The organism is Actinomadura sp. NPDC048394, from assembly GCF_040651755.1.
Lineage (GTDB): Bacteria > Actinomycetota > Actinomycetes > Streptosporangiales > Streptosporangiaceae > Spirillospora > Spirillospora montaniterrae.
Map to the genome: position 1 here is coordinate 37543 of NZ_JBEZJL010000022.1, position 15435 is coordinate 52977.

Annotated in this window: 13 protein-coding genes; 7 read left to right on the forward strand and 6 right to left on the reverse strand. The window is 73.6% G+C overall.

Going from position 1 to position 15435, the window contains the following annotated elements; all coding sequences use genetic code 11:
* Positions 1-38: 38 nt before the first annotated feature.
* From clpB to dnaK, 5 genes are all read right to left on the reverse strand, one after another.
* Complete coding sequence (clpB, locus tag AB0C78_RS17755) at positions 39-2636, reverse strand: ATP-dependent chaperone ClpB (RefSeq protein ID WP_151546115.1); 2598 nt, start codon at positions 2634-2636, stop codon at positions 39-41.
* Positions 2637-2657: 21 nt separating this feature from the next.
* Positions 2658-3104 (reverse strand): helix-turn-helix transcriptional regulator, encoded by a 447-nt coding sequence (locus AB0C78_RS17760; protein ID WP_151546116.1) that lies wholly within the window; start codon positions 3102-3104, stop codon positions 2658-2660.
* 4 nt (positions 3105-3108) lie between these two features.
* Positions 3109-4278, reverse strand: a complete 1170-nt coding sequence (dnaJ, locus tag AB0C78_RS17765) for a molecular chaperone DnaJ (RefSeq protein WP_360748675.1) — start codon at positions 4276-4278, stop codon at positions 3109-3111.
* Positions 4279-4374: 96 nt separating this feature from the next.
* Positions 4375-4998 carry a nucleotide exchange factor GrpE gene (grpE, locus tag AB0C78_RS17770; RefSeq protein WP_360748678.1) on the reverse strand — a complete coding sequence of 208 codons (624 nt, stop codon included), beginning with the start codon at positions 4996-4998 and terminating at the stop codon, positions 4375-4377.
* Positions 4995-6854, reverse strand: coding sequence for a molecular chaperone DnaK (dnaK, locus tag AB0C78_RS17775; protein ID WP_151546119.1), 1860 nt, complete (start codon positions 6852-6854; stop codon positions 4995-4997). Before dnaK ends, grpE begins: the two co-directional genes overlap by 4 nt.
* A gap of 283 nt (positions 6855-7137) precedes the next feature.
* On the opposite strand from dnaK, the gene AB0C78_RS17780 reads away from it, so the two are divergent.
* The 6 genes from AB0C78_RS17780 to AB0C78_RS17805 all read left to right on the forward strand — a co-directional run bounded on the left by AB0C78_RS17780 (position 7138) and on the right by AB0C78_RS17805 (position 12972).
* On the forward strand, positions 7138-7752 hold the full coding sequence (locus tag AB0C78_RS17780; RefSeq protein WP_360748681.1) for an RNA polymerase sigma factor: 615 nt from the start codon (positions 7138-7140) through the stop codon (positions 7750-7752).
* Complete coding sequence (locus tag AB0C78_RS17785) at positions 7745-8938, forward strand: hypothetical protein (RefSeq protein WP_360748684.1); 1194 nt, start codon at positions 7745-7747, stop codon at positions 8936-8938. Before AB0C78_RS17780 ends, AB0C78_RS17785 begins: the two co-directional genes overlap by 8 nt.
* A gap of 80 nt (positions 8939-9018) precedes the next feature.
* Positions 9019-9588, forward strand: a complete 570-nt coding sequence (locus AB0C78_RS17790) for a sigma-70 family RNA polymerase sigma factor (RefSeq protein ID WP_360748687.1) — start codon at positions 9019-9021, stop codon at positions 9586-9588.
* The gene (locus AB0C78_RS17795; protein ID WP_360748690.1) at positions 9585-10838 is read left to right on the forward strand and encodes a CU044_5270 family protein; all 1254 of its coding nucleotides are present in this window, start codon (positions 9585-9587) and stop codon (positions 10836-10838) included. Before AB0C78_RS17790 ends, AB0C78_RS17795 begins: the two co-directional genes overlap by 4 nt.
* Before the next feature lie 152 nt (positions 10839-10990).
* Positions 10991-11605, forward strand: a complete 615-nt coding sequence (locus AB0C78_RS17800) for an RNA polymerase sigma factor (protein WP_360748693.1) — start codon at positions 10991-10993, stop codon at positions 11603-11605.
* Entirely contained in the window at positions 11602-12972 is a 1371-nt protein-coding gene (locus AB0C78_RS17805; protein WP_360748696.1) for a hypothetical protein, read from the forward strand. The genes AB0C78_RS17800 and AB0C78_RS17805 overlap by 4 nt, the downstream gene beginning before the upstream one ends.
* 55 nt (positions 12973-13027) lie before the next feature.
* Here AB0C78_RS17805 and AB0C78_RS17810 read toward each other — a convergent pair whose 3' ends face one another.
* Positions 13028-13795 (reverse strand): TetR/AcrR family transcriptional regulator, encoded by a 768-nt coding sequence (locus AB0C78_RS17810; protein ID WP_360748699.1) that lies wholly within the window; start codon positions 13793-13795, stop codon positions 13028-13030.
* A gap of 109 nt (positions 13796-13904) precedes the next feature.
* Between AB0C78_RS17810 and AB0C78_RS17815 the strand changes: the two genes are divergently transcribed.
* Positions 13905-15413: an MFS transporter gene (locus AB0C78_RS17815; RefSeq protein WP_360748702.1), complete on the forward strand. Its 1509-nt coding sequence runs from the start codon at positions 13905-13907 to the stop codon at positions 15411-15413.
* Positions 15414-15435: the final 22 nt, after the last annotated feature.

Consider the following 15435-nt stretch of genomic DNA (forward strand, 5'->3'; position numbering starts at 1 on the left):
CCCGGGGGCGAACCCCCGGGCCGTCCGTCGCGAGACCCTTACTTGGTGAGCGTCAGGCCGCGGGACGGCTGGACCGTCAGCTTGTCGGCGGCCTCGTCGAGGTCGACGACCACGTCGTCGCCGTCGCGGACGTCCCCGGCGAGCAGCTCGCGGGCCAGCTGGTCGCCGATCGCCGTCTGCACCAGGCGGCGCAGCGGGCGCGCCCCGTACAGCGGGTCGTAGCCGGTCAGCGCCAGCCACTCGCGCGCCGCCTCCGTCACCTTCAGCGTGAGCTGCCGGTCCGCGAGACGGTCGGCGAGCCGGTCGACCTGCAGGTCCACGATCCGGGTCAGCTCCTCCGTGGACAGCGCGTCGAACAGGATCACGTCGTCCAGCCGGTTCAGGAACTCCGGCTTGAAGGAGTCGCGGACCGCGGCCCACACCGCCTCCCGCTTCGCCCCGTTCTCCATCGCCGGGTCCACCAGGAACTGCGACCCGATGTTGGAGGTCAGGATCAGGATGGCGTTGCGGAAGTCGACCGTGCGGCCCTGCCCGTCGGTGAGGCGCCCGTCGTCCAGCACCTGGAGCAGGATGTCGAACACCTCCGGGTGCGCCTTCTCCACCTCGTCCAGCAGCACCACCGAGTACGGGCGGCGCCGGACGGCCTCGGTGAGCTGGCCGCCCTCCTCGTAGCCGACGTACCCGGGAGGCGCGCCGACGAGCCGCGCGACGGAGTGCTTCTCGGAGTACTCGCTCATGTCGATGCGGGTCATCGCCCGCTCGTCGTCGAACAGGAACTCCGCGAGCGCCTTCGCCAGCTCCGTCTTCCCGACACCGGTCGGGCCGAGGAACAGGAACGAGCCCGTCGGACGGTCCGGGTCGGAGATGCCCGCGCGCGCACGGCGCACCGCGTCCGACACCGTCTTCACCGCGGCGGTCTGGCCGATGAGCCGGTGCCCCAGCTCCTCCTCCATCCGCAGCAGCTTGCCCGTCTCGCCCTCCAGCAGCCGGCCCGCCGGGATCCCCGTCCACGACGCGACGACGTCTGCGACGTCGTCCGGGCCGACCTCCTCCTTCACCATCGTGTCGCGGCTGTCCGCCGCCTCCGACGCCGCCTCCAGCTGCTTCTCCAGCTCCGGGATCTCCCCGTACACCAGCCGCGACGACGTCTCCAGATCACCGTCGCGCTCGGCCCGCTCCGCCTCGCCGCGCAGCTGGTCGATCCGCTCCTTGATCTCGCCGACCCGGTTCAGCTCGCCCTTCTCCCGCTCCCACCGGGCGTTCAGGCCGCTCAGATGCTCCTGCTTGTCCGCCAGGTCGGCGCGGAGCCGCTCCAGGCGCTGCCGGGACGCCTCGTCGGTCTCCTTCTCCAGGTTCATCTGCTCCATCTTCAGCCGGTCCACCGCGCGCTGCAGCTCGTCGATCTCGACGGGCCGGGAGTCGATCTCCATGCGCAGCCGCGACGCGGCCTCGTCCACCAGGTCGATGGCCTTGTCCGGCAGGAACCGGGACGTGATGTAGCGGTCCGACAGCGTCGCCGCCGCCACCAGCGCCGAGTCGTTGATCTGCACCTTGTGGTGCGCCTCGTACCGGCCCTTCAGCCCGCGCAGGATCGCGATCGAGTCCTCCACCGACGGCTCGCCGACGAACACCTGCTGGAACCGCCGCTCCAGCGCCGGGTCCTTCTCGATCCGCTCCCGGTACTCGTCCAGCGTCGTCGCGCCGATCATCCGCAGCTCGCCGCGCGCCAGCATCGGCTTCAGCATGTTGCCGGCGTCCATCGCGCCCTCGGCCGCGCCCGCCCCGACGACGGTGTGCAGCTCGTCGATGAACGTGACGACCTGCCCCTCCGACTCCTTGATCTCGTTCAGGACGGCCTTCAGCCGCTCCTCGAACTCGCCGCGGAACTTCGCGCCCGCCACCATCGCGCCGAGGTCCAGCGACACCAGCCGCTTGCCGCGCAGCGACTCCGGCACGTCGCCCGCCACGATCCGCTGCGCGAGCCCCTCGACGACGGCCGTCTTGCCGACGCCCGGCTCGCCGATCAGCACCGGGTTGTTCTTCGTCCGCCGCGACAGCACCTGCACGACCCGGCGGATCTCCGAGTCCCGCCCGATCACCGGGTCCAGCCGGCCGTCCCGCGCCGCCTCCGTCAGGTCGACGCCGTACTTCTCCAGCGACTGGTAGGTGCCCTCCGGGTTCTCGCTGGTCACCCGGGCGTGCCCGCGGACCTTCTCGAACGCGTCCAGCAGCGCCTGCGGCGTCGCGCCGAACTCCTTCAGCAGCCCCGCCGCCGGCCCGCCGTCCGCCGCGAGGCCGACCAGCAGGTGCTCGGTCGAGACGTACTCGTCCTCCAGCTGCTGCGCCCGCGCGCCCGCCGTGTTGATCGCCCGGCTCAGCTGCCCCGACAGCCGCGGCGTCGCGACCGTCGAGCCCTGCGCCTTCGGCATCGCCGCGAGCTGCTCCTCGGCCCGCCGCCGGATCGCCTGCCAGTCCGCGCCGACCGCCTCCAGCAGCGGCACCGCGGTGCCCTCCGGCAGCCCGATCAGCGCGACCAGCAGGTGCTGCGGCTCCACCTCCGGGTGCCCCTCGGCCGCCGCCCTGCGGACCGCGACCGACACCGCCTCCTGGCTCTTCTGCGTCAGCTTGACGTCCATGTCCCCGTACTCCTGAGAGAGTTACTCCCGGTTGCGCTCGTGCCACACCACGACGCTGGTCTGCCTGATCGGCACCAGGTCGGAGCCGGGAGTGCCGCCCGGGTCCCCGCGCCGCCGCTGCTGCGCCAGGCGCGCCGCGACCGACCGGGTCGATTCGAGTTCGTTCGCGAGCTCCTCCAGGGCGGCGTGCGCCTTGGCGAGCTCCTCGCGGAGCCGCACGTTGTCGCGCTGCAGCTCCAGGATGTGCTTGATGCCGGAGAGGTTGACGCCCTCCTCCTGGGAGAGCCGCTGGATCTCGCGCAGCATCACGATGTCGCGCATCGAGTACCGGCGGCCCCGGCCGGCCGTGCGGCCCGGGCACACCAGCCCCATCCGGTCATAGGTGCGCAGCGTCTGCGGGTGCAGCCCGGACAGCTGCGCCGCCACCGAGATCACATAGACCGGGGTGTCGTCGCCGAACGGATCCATGACCTCACTCCGTTCTCGCCTGCTGGAGCAGCTCGCCGCGCAGGTCGTCGCCGGCGCCCGCGTCGCGCAGCCGCTCCAGCGCCTCACGGGCCTGGTCGTCGAGCTTCTGCGGCACCTGCACGTCCACGGTGACGAGCAGGTCGCCCTTCGTGCCGTCGCGCCGCGTCGCGCCGCGGCCCCGCACCCGGAACGTCCGGCCGTTCGGGGTGCCCTCCGGCAGCCGCAGCGTCACCGGCTGCCCCTGGAACGTCGGCACCCGGATCTCCGCGCCGAGCGCCGCCTCCGGGAACGTCACCGGCACGGTCATCGTCAGGTTGTCGCCGGTGCGGCCGAACACCTTGTGCGGCAGCACCTTGATGTTCACGTACAGGTCGCCCTGCGGGCCGCCGTTCTCGCCCGGCGCGCCCTTGCCCTTCAGCCGGATCCGCTGCCCGTCCGCGACGCCCGCCGGGATGCGGGCCTGGATGGTGCGGTCCGACTGCTTGCGGCCGCTGCCGTGGCAGGTCGGGCACGGGTCGTCCACGACCAGCCCCCGGCCGTGGCACTCCCGGCACGGCTCCTGGAACCCGAAGTTGCCGAGGTTGCGGGTCTCGTGCCCGGTGCCCTCGCAGCTCGGGCACACCCGCGGCACCGTGCCGGCCTTCGCGCCGGTGCCCCGGCACGACGGGCACGCCGCCTCGCTGGTCAGCTTGATCGGGACGGTCACGCCGTTCATCGCGCGGCCGAACGACAGCGTCACGTCCGTCTCCACGTCCGCGCCGCGCCTTGCCCGCCGCGTCCCCGCCGTGCGGGTCCCCCCGCCGCCGCGGTTGAACAGGCCGCCGAACAGGTCGCCGATGCGCTCGCCCGCGCCGCCCGTCTGCGTGCCCCCGGTCTGCCCGAAGATGTCCCCCAGGTCGAAGGGGAAGCCCCCGCCGCCCTGCTGGCCGCGGAAACCGCCCGGCATGGACCGCACCGCGTCGTACTCCTTGCGGCGCTTGTCGTCCGACAGGACGTCGTACGCCTCGGAGACCTCCTTGAAGCGGTCCTCGGCGTCGGCGTCCCCCTTGTTGGCGTCCGGGTGGTACTTGCGCGCCAGCTTCCGGTAGGACTTCTTGATCTCCTCCTGCGAGGCCGACTTCGAGACACCGAGGACTTTGTAGTAGTCCTTCTCCAGGTAGTCCTTGGTGCTCACGGCGCCCCGCTCTCTGCTATCGCCACTTGCGTCTTGTCTTCACGTGCGCCGCGGGGCCCGTCCCCGTCCCAGGACGGGACGGGCCCCGCGGGTCGATCACTCGCCCTCGTCGCCGCTCTCGTCGTCGGCGCCGGCGTTCGGGTCGGGCTCGGCGACCGCGACGCGGGCGGGCCGCAGGACCCGCTCCCCGATCCGGTAACCGGGCTGGAGGACGTCCGCGACGCTCGTCTCGGTCACGTCCGCCGAGTACGAGTGCATGAGCGCCTCGTGCACGGTCGGGTCGAACGGCTCGGACTTCTCGCCGAACTTCTCCAGGCCGAGCTTGCCGGTGACCGCCTCGAGGCTCTCCGCGACGGACTTGAACCCGCCGGTGAGCTCCTCGTGGTCCCGGGCGCGGCCGATGTCGTCCAGCACCGGGAGCAGCTCGGACAGCACCTGCCCGAGGGCCTGCTCGCGGACCGCGACCCGGTCCCGCTCGACCCGCTTGCGGTAGTTGTCGTACTCGGCCTTGAGCCGCTGGAGGTCGGCCAGCCGCTCGTTCAGCTGCGTCTTCAGCGAGGAGACCTCCTCATCGGATTCCCCGGTGCCCCCGTTGGCCGGGGCCTCCGGGGCCGGCTCCTCCGCCGGCTCCCGGAGCTTCCCCGTCTTCGGGTCGATGCGCCGCCTGTCGCGGATCACCGGGCCCTCCTGCTCCTCGCCCTCGCGGGAAGAGGAGGTCACGAGGCGTCACCCTTCGGCTTGTCGTCGTCCACGATCTCGGCGTCGACGACCTCGTCGTCCTGCGCGCCCTGGGCGTCGGCCGTCGGGCCGGCGTCCTCGGCGCCCGGCTGGGCGCCCTCGGGGTTCTGCGCGTACATCGCCGCGCCCATCTTCTGGGAGACCTGCGCGAGCTTCTCGGCGCTGCCCTTGATCGCGTCGACGTCGGTGCCCTCCAGGGCCTTCTTCACCTCGGCGATCGCGTCGTTGACCTCGGTCTTCAGCTCCGCGGGGACCTTCTCGTCGTTCTCCCGCAGGAACTTCTCGGTCGAGTACGCGAGGGTGTCGGCCTGGTTGCGGACCTCGGCCTCCTCCTTGCGCTTGCGGTCCTCCTCGGCGTAGTTCTCGGCGTCGCGCATCATCTTCTCGATGTCCTCCTTGGGCAGCGCGCTGCCGCCCGTGATGACCATCGACTGCTCGCGACCCGTGCCCTGGTCCTTCGCGCTGACGTTGACGATGCCGTTGGCGTCGATGTCGAAGGTGACCTCGATCTGCGGGACGCCGCGCGGCGCCGGCGGCAGGCCGGTCAGCTGGAAGGTGCCGAGCTTCTTGTTGTACGCGGCGATCTCGCGCTCGCCCTGGTAGACCTGGATCTCCACGGACGGCTGGTTGTCGTCGGCGGTGGTGAACGTCTCCGACCGCTTGGTCGGGATCGTGGTGTTCCGCTCGATGATCTTGGTGAAGATGCCGCCCTTGGTCTCGATGCCGAGGCTCAGCGGGGTCACGTCCAGCAGCAGGACGTCCTTGACCTCGCCCTTCAGCACGCCGGCCTGCAGGCTCGCGCCGATCGCGACGACCTCGTCGGGGTTGACGCCCTTGTTCGGCTCCTTGCCGCCGGTCAGCTCCTTGACCAGCTCGGACACCGCGGGCATCCGGGTGGAGCCGCCGACCAGGACGACCTGGTCGATGTCGCCGACGGTGATGCCGGCGTCCTTGAGCACCGAGTTGAACGGCGCCTTGGTCCGGTCGAGCAGGTCGGAGGTCATCCGCTGGAACTCGGCCCGGGTGAGCTTCTCGTCCAGGTGCAGCGGGCCCTCGGCGGACGCGGTGATGTACGGCAGGTTGATCTGCGTCTCGGACGAGCCGGACAGCTCGATCTTCGCCTTCTCCGCGGCCTCGCGGAGCCGCTGCAGCGCCATCTTGTCCTTGGACAGGTCGACGCCGTTGGCGTTCTTGAACTTCTCCACCAGCCAGTCGACGACCTTGTTGTCCCAGTCGTCGCCGCCGAGGTGGTTGTCACCGGAGGTGGCCTTCACCTCGACGACCCCGTCGCCGACCTCCAGCAGGGACACGTCGAACGTGCCGCCGCCGAGGTCGAACACCAGGATGGTGGCCTCGTTCTCCTTCTCCAGGTGGTAGGCCAGCGCGGCCGAGGTCGGCTCGTTGATGATGCGCAGGACGTTCAGGCCCGCGATCTGGCCGGCCTCCTTGGTGGCCTGGCGCTGGTGGTCGGAGAAGTAGGCGGGGACGGTGATGACCGCGTCGGTGACCGTCTCGCCCAGGTAGGACTCGGCGTCCCTCTTCAGCTTCTGCAGCACGAACGCGCTGATCTGCTGGGGGGTGAAGTCCTTGTCGTCGATCTTGGTCTTCCAGTCGGTGCCCATCTCGCGCTTGACCGACCGGATCGTCCGGTCGACGTTGGTCACCGCCTGGCGCTTGGCGACCTCGCCGACCAGGACCTCCCCGTTCTTGGCGAAGGCGACGACGGACGGCGTGGTCCGCGACCCCTCCGCGTTGGCGATGACGGTGGGCTCGCCGCCCTCCAGGATCGCGACGACCGAGTTGGTCGTCCCGAGGTCGATGCCGACCGCACGTGCCATGTCTCTCGTCCTCCGTCGTTTCCGGTGTTATCGCGCCCCGGTCGCCCCCGGGGTGCGGCCGGTCGATGTCTTGTCTGTCCGCAAGAGTGCCCGGCCGCCGGCTCGTTGTCAAATGACTTGAGTCGACTGGACTCAACTTTGCTGACGCCCTCTACAACAGGACGTGTGAGCCACCTATTCCGGTTCCCGGTGCCGCCCGGGAAACCCGGATCCGGTGCGAAAGCGGCGAGGGGTTCCGGGTGATACGTCTGTGACCGCCATCCGTGCGACGGAAAGGCACCACATGACAGGGGACCCCCTCGCCGCGGCACCGCCCCGGGCCGCCCGCGGCCCGGCCGTGCCGCGGCCGTCCCTGCACGACCCCGACCGGTTCGGGGAGGTCTTCGACGCGCACTTCGCCGAGATCCACGGCTACGCGGCCCGGCGCCTCGGCCCCGACGCCGCGTCCGACGTCGCCTCCCAGACGTTCCTGGAGGCGTTCCGCCGCCGCGACCGCTACGACCCCGCGCGTGCGGCCGTCCGCACCTGGCTGTACGGCATCGCGACGAACCTGATCGCCAAGCACCGGCGCAGCGAGGTGCGCGCCCTGCGGGCCCGCGCGCGGCTCGGCCCCGGCGACACCGGCGGCGGCGAGGGCCACGCGGACGCGGTGGACGCCCGCGTCAGCGCGCAGGGCCTGCGCGGCCGGCTGGCCGGGGCGATCGCGGCGCTGCCCGCCGGGGAACGCGACGTGCTGCTGCTCGTCGCGCTCGCCGACCTCAGCCATGAGGAGGTCGCGGCGGCGCTGGACGTCCCGTACGGGACGGTCGGCTCCCGGCTCAGCCGGGCCAGGAGGAAGGTGCGCGAAGCACTCGGCGGGACCAACCCTATGCGCGATGTGGAGGACGACCATGGATGAGCTGCGGACCGTCCGGGAGGCGTACGGCGACCCCGCCCCGCCGACCATGACGGAGATCGCGCAGGCGCGCGCGCTGTGGGAGGAGAAGCCGCCGCGGAGGTCCCGGTTCGGGTGGCCGTTTCGGATCAGCCTCGGCGTGGTCGCCGCCGGTGCCGCGGCGGCTGTCGCCGTCGCGCTCACCGGCCACGGCACGCCGGACGGCGGGACGCGCACCGGCCCGGGCGGGCGGGGGGTGCTCGACCTGAACGAGCAGGCGGTGCTGCAGGCGGCGGCGAAGGCGGAACTGGCACCGACCGGCAGGTACTGGTCGTCCGACCACATCCTCGGCCAGTCCTACGTCGTCCGGGCGAAGACCGGGACGTACGCGATCACCGGCGCGCTCACCGAGTCGTTCACCTGGGCCGGCGCGGAGAAGGGGACCGGCGAGGGGTACGCCGACCGGGACCTGCCGGCGAGGCCGATCACGCCGCAGGACGAGGCGGCATGGCGGCGCGCCGGTTCCCCGGCGGCGCTGCGGGTCTGGTCGGGCGACAAATGGCTCACCTTCCCCACCGGGGCGACGAAGGCGGCGCGGTGGCGATCGGACGGCCCGGACCGCGGCGGAGACGCCGGGGGCGGCGGGGACTTCCTCGGCGAGTCGGTCGAGGAGCTGCAGAAGCTGCCGTCGGATCCGGCCGAACTCGCCCAGAGGTTCCTGACCCCGGCGCAGATGGGGAAGGCGCTGCGCCTCCGGGCGGGAGTGGCCGTGAAGACCCCGCCCGGAGGGTGGGCGCTCGTCCGGATCTCCCGGGTGGCGTCGCTGCTGAACGCGCCGGTCCCGCCGAAGGTCCGGGCCGGGCTGATCCGCGCGCTGGCCTCCCAGCCGGGCATCCACGCGATCGGCCGGGTCACCGACCCGCTGGGCCGCCAGGGGGTCGCGCTCGCCGCCGACGAGCGCGCGGTGAAGGTCACCGGCGAGTACGGCGGGCCCGCCGCCGAGCGCGGCACCTACCGCTCCCGCGAAGTGATCGTCTTCGACGAGCGCACCGGCGCGCTGCTGGCCCGCCAGAACCAGCTGACCGTGCCCGGCGGGCCGTACGCGGAGATGAAGCCGGGCTTCATCATCGACTACTCGGCCGTCCGCTCGGCGCAGTGGACCGACAGGAAGCCGGCGCCGCCCGCACGGCTGCCGTTCCCGTCCCGCTGATATCCGGGATGCTGCGGTAAGAACCGGGGGCTCCGGATCACTACCCGGGTGACGGAACCCCCGGACGAAGGGCTCGGACCTTGTCGGACCCCGAAGACATCGCCCGGTTCACGGCGCTGTACGACGCGCACCATCCGCGCGTCCATGCCTATGCCGTGAGCCGGGTCGGCGTGCAGGCCGCCGAAGAGATCACCAGCGAGACGTTCTGCGTCGCGTGGCGGCGCTTCCGCGACCTTCCGGACGAGCCGCTGCCGTGGCTGCTCGGCATCGCCCGCAACCTGCTGCGCGAGTCGTACCGGGCGCGGGACCGGCAGGACGCGCTGGCCCGCGAGCTGCGCACCTGGGCGGCGGGCGAGCCGCCCGCGGGCGACGTCGGGGAGGCGGTGGCCGAGCGCGCGGGGATGCTGCGCGCGCTCGCCGCGCTGCCCGACGCCGACCGCGAGCTGCTGGCGCTGGTCGCCTGGCACGGGCTGTCGCCGGGCCGGGCGGCGAAGGTCGTCGGCTGCTCGAAGGCGTCGTTCTACGTGCGGCTGCACCGGGCGCGGCGGCGCCTGGAACGCGCGCTGACCGGGGAGTCGCGGGCGCCGGACCCCGGCGCGCTCGCGCCCCGCCCGTCCCTGGTCACTCCCGAGAGGAAGGTCGTCCGATGAAGCATGACGTGATGAGGGCGCTGGCGGACGCGCGGCCCGCGCAGCTCGACCCGCCCGCGGACCCGGCCGCGGCCCGCGCCCGCCGGGAGCGCGACCTCGGGCGCGCGTTCCAGGCGGAGGCGGACGCCTCGCCCGCCGGGGGACGGGCGCCGGGGCGTCGGGGCGCGCCCGCCGGGGGACGGGTGCGGGGGCGCCGTCCCGTCACCTGGGCGCTGACCGGCGTCGTCGCCGCCGGGGCCGCGGCGGCCGTGGCGGTCGCGACGATCGGGTCCTCGGGCTCGCCGGACTCGCCCGGCGGCACGGCCCGCCCGCCGGCCGGGCCGATCGACCTCGACAAGCAGGCGGTGCTCGCCGCGGCGACCAAGGCGGAGCAGGCGCCGACCGGCCGGTACTGGTACACCGACCAGCTCGACGGCCAGTCCTACATCGTGCGGGCGAAGACCGGCGCGTACGCGATCGCCGGCGCGCAGAGCGAGTCGTTCAGCTGGCACGGCGCGACGTCCGGCACGGGCGAGGGCTACTACCTGCGCGACCTGCCGGCACGCCCGCTGACCCCGCAGGACGCGGCGCTCTGGCGCAAGGCGGGCGCGCCGTCGAGCTTCCGCGTCCGGACCGACGGCGGCTCCACCACCTACACCACCAAGGCGACGAAGTGGCGGTCGGACGGCCCGGAGGCGGGCATCGACCCGCGCGGCGGCGGGGAGTTCCTCGGCAAGTCGGCCGAGGAGCTGCGGAAGCTGCCGTCCGACCCGTCCGCGCTCGCCCGCATCTTCCTCAGCGACGCGCAGATGGGGGACGCGCTCGGCATGTCGCCGAAGAGCGGGCGGAAGCCGAGCCCCGAGCAGGCCGCCTACGCCAAGATCTGGCGGGTCGCGTCGCTGCTGGGCGGCGCGCCGCTCACGCCGAAGGTGCGGGCCGGGCTGATGCGGGCGCTGGCCGCGCAGCCGGGCGTCCAGGCCATCGGGCACGTCACCGACCCGCTCGGCCGCCGCGGCGTCGCGCTCGCCTCCGCCGAGCGGACCACCCCGGGCCCCGCCGGCCCGAAGGGCGACCCGGGCGGCTACCGCTCCCGCCAGGTGATCGTCTTCGACGAGCACACCGGAGCGCTGCTGTCCGTCCAGGACACGCTGACCCGGCCGGGCGGCGAGTACGCGGAGATGAAGTCGGGCTTCATCATCAACTACTCGGCCAGCCGCGCGACGAACTGGACTGACGCCAAGCCGAAGCCCCCCGCCAAGCTCCCCTTCTGACCCCCGGACCGGGGTGAGCGCTGCCGTTGTCCCATGGCGTACGCCCCCCGCCATCGCCCTCCGCCCGGCCTCCCGGGCGGAGGGCGAAGGCGTTCCGGGGGATCGGTTGAGAACGGGGTGACCCGCTTCTCCCCCACAGCGAGGATTCGCCCATGGCACACGACCGCCCGCCGGAGCGCGAGGGCCCGGCCAGGCCCGGCTCCGACACCGAGGTGATCGTCCGTTCGCGGCGGGAACCGGACGCGTTCGCGGAGATCTTCCACCGCCACTTCGCCGAGATCCACCGGTACGCGGCCCGCCGGCTCGGCACCGACGCGGCGGACGACATCGCCGCGGAGACCTTCCTCGTCGCGTTCCGCCGGCGCGGCCGGTTCGACCCCGAGCGCGGCACGGTCCGCCCGTGGCTGTACGGGATCGTCACCCGGCTGATCGGCCTGCACCGGCGCGCCGAGGGGCGGCGGTACCGGGCGCTCGCCCGCACCCCCGCCGAGAACGTCGAGGACGGGCACGAGGACCTGGTCGCGGCGCGCGTCACCGCCGGGGACGCCGGCGCGGACCTCGCGGACGCGCTGGCCCGGCTGCCGCGCGGGGAGCGGGACGTCCTGCTCCTCGTGGCGCTGGCCGACCTGTCGTACGAGGAGGTCGGGCAGGCGCTCGGCCTGAAGACGGGCACGGTCGCGTCGCGGCTGCACCGCGCCCGGCGCCGGCTGCGGGAGGCGCTCGGCGACGCCCGGACGGCACTGATGACGGAGGAGGCGACGGCGTGAACCGGATCGACGAGATGGACGGCGTGCGGCGGCTGCTGGCCGAACCGCCGGAACCGTCGCCCGAGGCGTCCGCGAAGGCGCTCGGGATGCTGGCGGGCGAGATGTCGGGCGGGCGGCGCGTCCGGGCGTCGGCGGCGGGCCGGCGCCGGCTCGGGCGGCCGTTCGGCCTCGGGCGCCCGTTCGGCCTCGGGTGGCCGTTCGGGCTCGGCGCGGGCCTGGTCGCCGTGGGCGCCGCGGCGGCCGTCGCGATCGTGGCGACCGGCCAGGGGACGTCCGGTCCACCGGGCGCGTCCGAGGGGACGAGGCGGCCGGGAAAGGTGGACCTGAACAGGCAGGCGGTCCTCGCGGCGGCGGCGAAGGCCGAGCTGCTGCCGACCGGGAGGTACTGGTACACCGACCAGATCACGGGCCAGTCCTACATCATGCGGCCGAAGACCGGCGCGTACGCGATCACCGGTGCGCACTTCGAGACCTTCCGGTGGGCGGGCGCGAAGAAGGGCATGGGCGAGGCGTTCTACGGGCGTGACATCCCGGCACGTCCGCTGACGCCGAAGGACGAGGCGCTCTGGCGGAAGGCCGGTTCGCCATCGGCGTTCCGGGTGTGGTCGAACGACCACTACTACACCTACGACCGGCACACGTCCCCGTGGCAGGTGGACCATCCGGACGCCGCGGGCGGCGGTCACTGGTTCGGCTCCGGCCCGAACGGCGGCGACATGACGGTCGACGACCTGCAGAACCTGCCCACCGACCCCGCGAGCCTCGCCGCGCGGTTCCTCAGCGGAATGTCCATGCCCGAACGGCGGAAGCAGGCGCTCCAGAGGCAGGTCGACTCGCTGCGGAGGGCCCCCGTCCCGGACGACCCGAAGAAGCGCGCCGACAGGGCGCGGAGCCTGAAGGTGCTCCAGTCGATGATGGACGAGGTCGACGGGGAGATCGCGGAGGATCCGCACGGCTCCCGCAACAAGGTCCTGGACGTCGGGAACCTGATGATGGACCTGCCGCTCCCGCCGGCGGTGCGGGCCGGGCTGATGCGGGCCCTCGCCGCGCAGCCCGGAGTGCGGGCGATCGGGCCGGTGGTGGACGGGCTCGGCCGCAAGGGGGTCGCGCTGGCCGGTCCCGACACCACCGCCCGGATCGACGGCGAGTACGGGGCCCCCGCCGCCGAGCAGGGCTCCTACACCTCGCACGAGGAGATCATGTTCGATCCGGCGACCGGTGAGCTGCTCGGCAGCCGGGACGTGCTGACCCGGCCGGGCGGCGCCTACCGGTCGCAGGCGCCCGGCTTCGTGATCAACTACTGGCTGGTGCGGTCGTCCGGCTGGATAAAGGCCAAGCCGAAGCCCCCCGTGAAGCTCCCCTTCTGAGGTCCGTGGCGTGCCGCCCGCATCCGGACCCGGATGAGGGCGGCACGCCGCGACCTCAACGGCGGGTGCGGGCCTCGATGCCGTCCAGGACGCAGGCCAGGCCGTAGTCGAAGCGCGCCTCCACCACGTCGGCGGTGTCGCGGACCCAGACCTCCCGGATGTGGGCGGTGAGCCGGGGGTGGCGCTCGGCGATCTCGGCGAGGTAGGGGCCGAGGGCCTGCACCCAGTCCTCGCCCGTCGCGGTGCCGTGGACGTCCTGCCAGCTCGCCTCGCTGCCGGCCGCGCCGATGACGTAGTCGGCGATCAGCGACATCGCGTTGTCCAGGGCCATGCCGGTGAGGCCGGCCCCGTCGAAGGCGCCGATCACCTCGTCGAGGACGCGGGTGGCGTTCGGGCCGATCATCGGCTGGGCGCCGAACAGCGGCACCGTCCAGGGATGCCGGTGGATCATCGCGCGCAGGTCGCGCGCGTAGCCGGCGACGGCGGCGCGCCATCCGCCCGCGCCGCCGTCCGCGCCCGGGGCGGTGTCCGGGCGGGTGTCCGGGCGGGGGACGCGGACCTCGCCCATCACCCGGTCGAGGGCGAGCTCCAGCAGCTCGTCCTTGTTCGCGACGTGCCAGTAGACGGACGTCGCGCCGGAGTTCAGCCGGGTGCCGAGCCGCCGCATGCTGAGCCCGTCCAGGCCCTCGGCGTCGAGCAGCTCGAGCGCCGCGTCGACGATCTGGTCGCGGGTGAGCGTCGGCTGCTCGCGCCTGGCCCGCCGGGGCCGCGTCCACACCGACTCCGGCGGCTTCTTGCCGTCCGCCTCGGCCGCCTTCGCCATCCGGTTCCTCCTCGGCGCTCGGTTCGTTCCCTCCAGAGTACTTGAACAGTGTGCGAGTCGCGTCGTACAGTGTGCGAGTGAGCTCGAACACTGTACGAGGAGACCGTCCGTGAACGCAGCCGTCCCGCCGCCCCACCCCCGCCGGTGGCAGATCCTCGGCGTCCTGTGCCTGAGCCTGCTGGCCGTCACCGTCGACAACACGATCCTCAACGTCGCGATCCCGTCGCTGCTCAAGGACCTGCACGCGACCATGTCCGACGTCCAGTGGACGATCGACGCCTACTCGCTCGTCTTCGCCGGCCTGCTGCTCACCGCCGGCGGCCTCGGCGACCGCTTCGGCCGCCGCCGCGCCATGCTGATCGGGTTCGCGCTGTTCGGCGGCGGCTCGCTGCTCGGCGCGTTCGCCGCGCACCCCGGCGAGCTGATCGCCATGCGCGCCGTGATGGGCCTCGGCGGCGCCTTCCTGATGCCGGGCACCCTGTCGATCATGGCGCAGGTGTTCGGCCCGGACGAGCGCGCCAGGGCGTTCGCGATCTGGGGCGCCACCTCCATGATCGGCGTCGCGGGCGGGCCCGCGCTCGGCGGCGTGCTGCTGGAGCACTTCTGGTGGGGCTCGGTGTTCCTGGTGAACGTCCCCGTCACGGCCGCCGCCGTCATCGGCCTGCTCGTCCTGGTCCCCGAGTCGCGCGGCCCGCGCCGCCGCCCGGACGTCCCCGGCTCCGTGCTGTCCACCATCGGCATGGCCGCGCTCGTGTGGGCGATCATCTCCGCGCCCGGCCACGGCTGGACCGGCGCCCGCACCCTCGCCGGCCTCGCGGTCGGCATCGCCGCCCTCGCCGCGTTCGCCGCCTGGCAGCGCCGCAACCCCGAGCCGATGCTCGACCTCGCCCTGCTGCGGCAGCGCGCCTTCTCCGGCTCCGCCGCCGTCATCGCGATCCTCGGGTTCGTCCTCGCCGGGACGCTGTTCGCCCTCACCCAGACGCTCCAGCTCGTCCTCGGCTACGGCCCGCTCAAGGCCGGGCTCGCGCTGCTGCCCTGCGCCGTCGCCGCCGCGGCGGGCAACGGCCTCGGCGCCGCCCTCGAAGCGCGCCTCGGCGGCCGCCCCGCCCTGGTCACCGGCCTGCTCGTCATCGCCGCCGGGTTCGGCGCCCTCGCCCTCGAAGGCCCCGGCGACGGCTTCGCCCCGATCATCACCGGGCTCGTCGTCATCGGGTTCGGCATGGGCCTCGGCTCCCCGCCCGCCTACAACCTGCTGATGGCCGCCGTCCCCGTCGAGGAGGCCGGCGTCGGGTCCGCGGTGAACGACGCGGGCCAGGAACTCGGCAACGCGCTCGGCGTCGCCGTCCTCGGCAGCGTCATCTCCGCCGTCTACGCCCGCGCCCTGCCGGACGGCGCGCCCGCCGCCGCGAAGCACTCGCTCGGCGAGGCCCTCGCGCTCGGCGACCCCGCGCTCGCGCACCAGGCCCGCGACGCGTTCGTCCACGCGGTGTCGATCGGCTCCCTCGCCGGATGCGGCGCCACCCTCGCCGCCGCCCTGTTCGCCGCGGTCGTCCTGCGCGGCGTCCCCCGCCCCGCCGCCGCCCCCGCCGGCGCGGAGAAGGTCGCCGAGCCCGCGTGAAAGCGAGCGGGGGGACGAGCGG

What these genes read in the sequence shown, in the direction of transcription:
- AB0C78_RS17795 (WP_360748690.1), top strand. Translation starts at nt 9,585, where the DNA reads ATGAAGCATGACGTGATGAGGGCGCTGGCGGACGCGCGGCCCGCGCAG.
- AB0C78_RS17800 (WP_360748693.1), top strand. Translation starts at nt 10,991, where the DNA reads ATGGCACACGACCGCCCGCCGGAGCGCGAGGGCCCGGCCAGGCCCGGC.
- AB0C78_RS17785 (WP_360748684.1), top strand. Translation starts at nt 7,745, where the DNA reads ATGGATGAGCTGCGGACCGTCCGGGAGGCGTACGGCGACCCCGCCCCG.
- AB0C78_RS17810 (WP_360748699.1), bottom strand. Translation starts at nt 13,795, where the DNA reads ATGGCGAAGGCGGCCGAGGCGGACGGCAAGAAGCCGCCGGAGTCGGTG.
- dnaK (WP_151546119.1), bottom strand. Translation starts at nt 6,854, where the DNA reads ATGGCACGTGCGGTCGGCATCGACCTCGGGACGACCAACTCGGTCGTC.
- AB0C78_RS17760 (WP_151546116.1), bottom strand. Translation starts at nt 3,104, where the DNA reads ATGGATCCGTTCGGCGACGACACCCCGGTCTATGTGATCTCGGTGGCG.
- AB0C78_RS17780 (WP_360748681.1), top strand. Translation starts at nt 7,138, where the DNA reads ATGACAGGGGACCCCCTCGCCGCGGCACCGCCCCGGGCCGCCCGCGGC.
- clpB (WP_151546115.1), bottom strand. Translation starts at nt 2,636, where the DNA reads ATGGACGTCAAGCTGACGCAGAAGAGCCAGGAGGCGGTGTCGGTCGCG.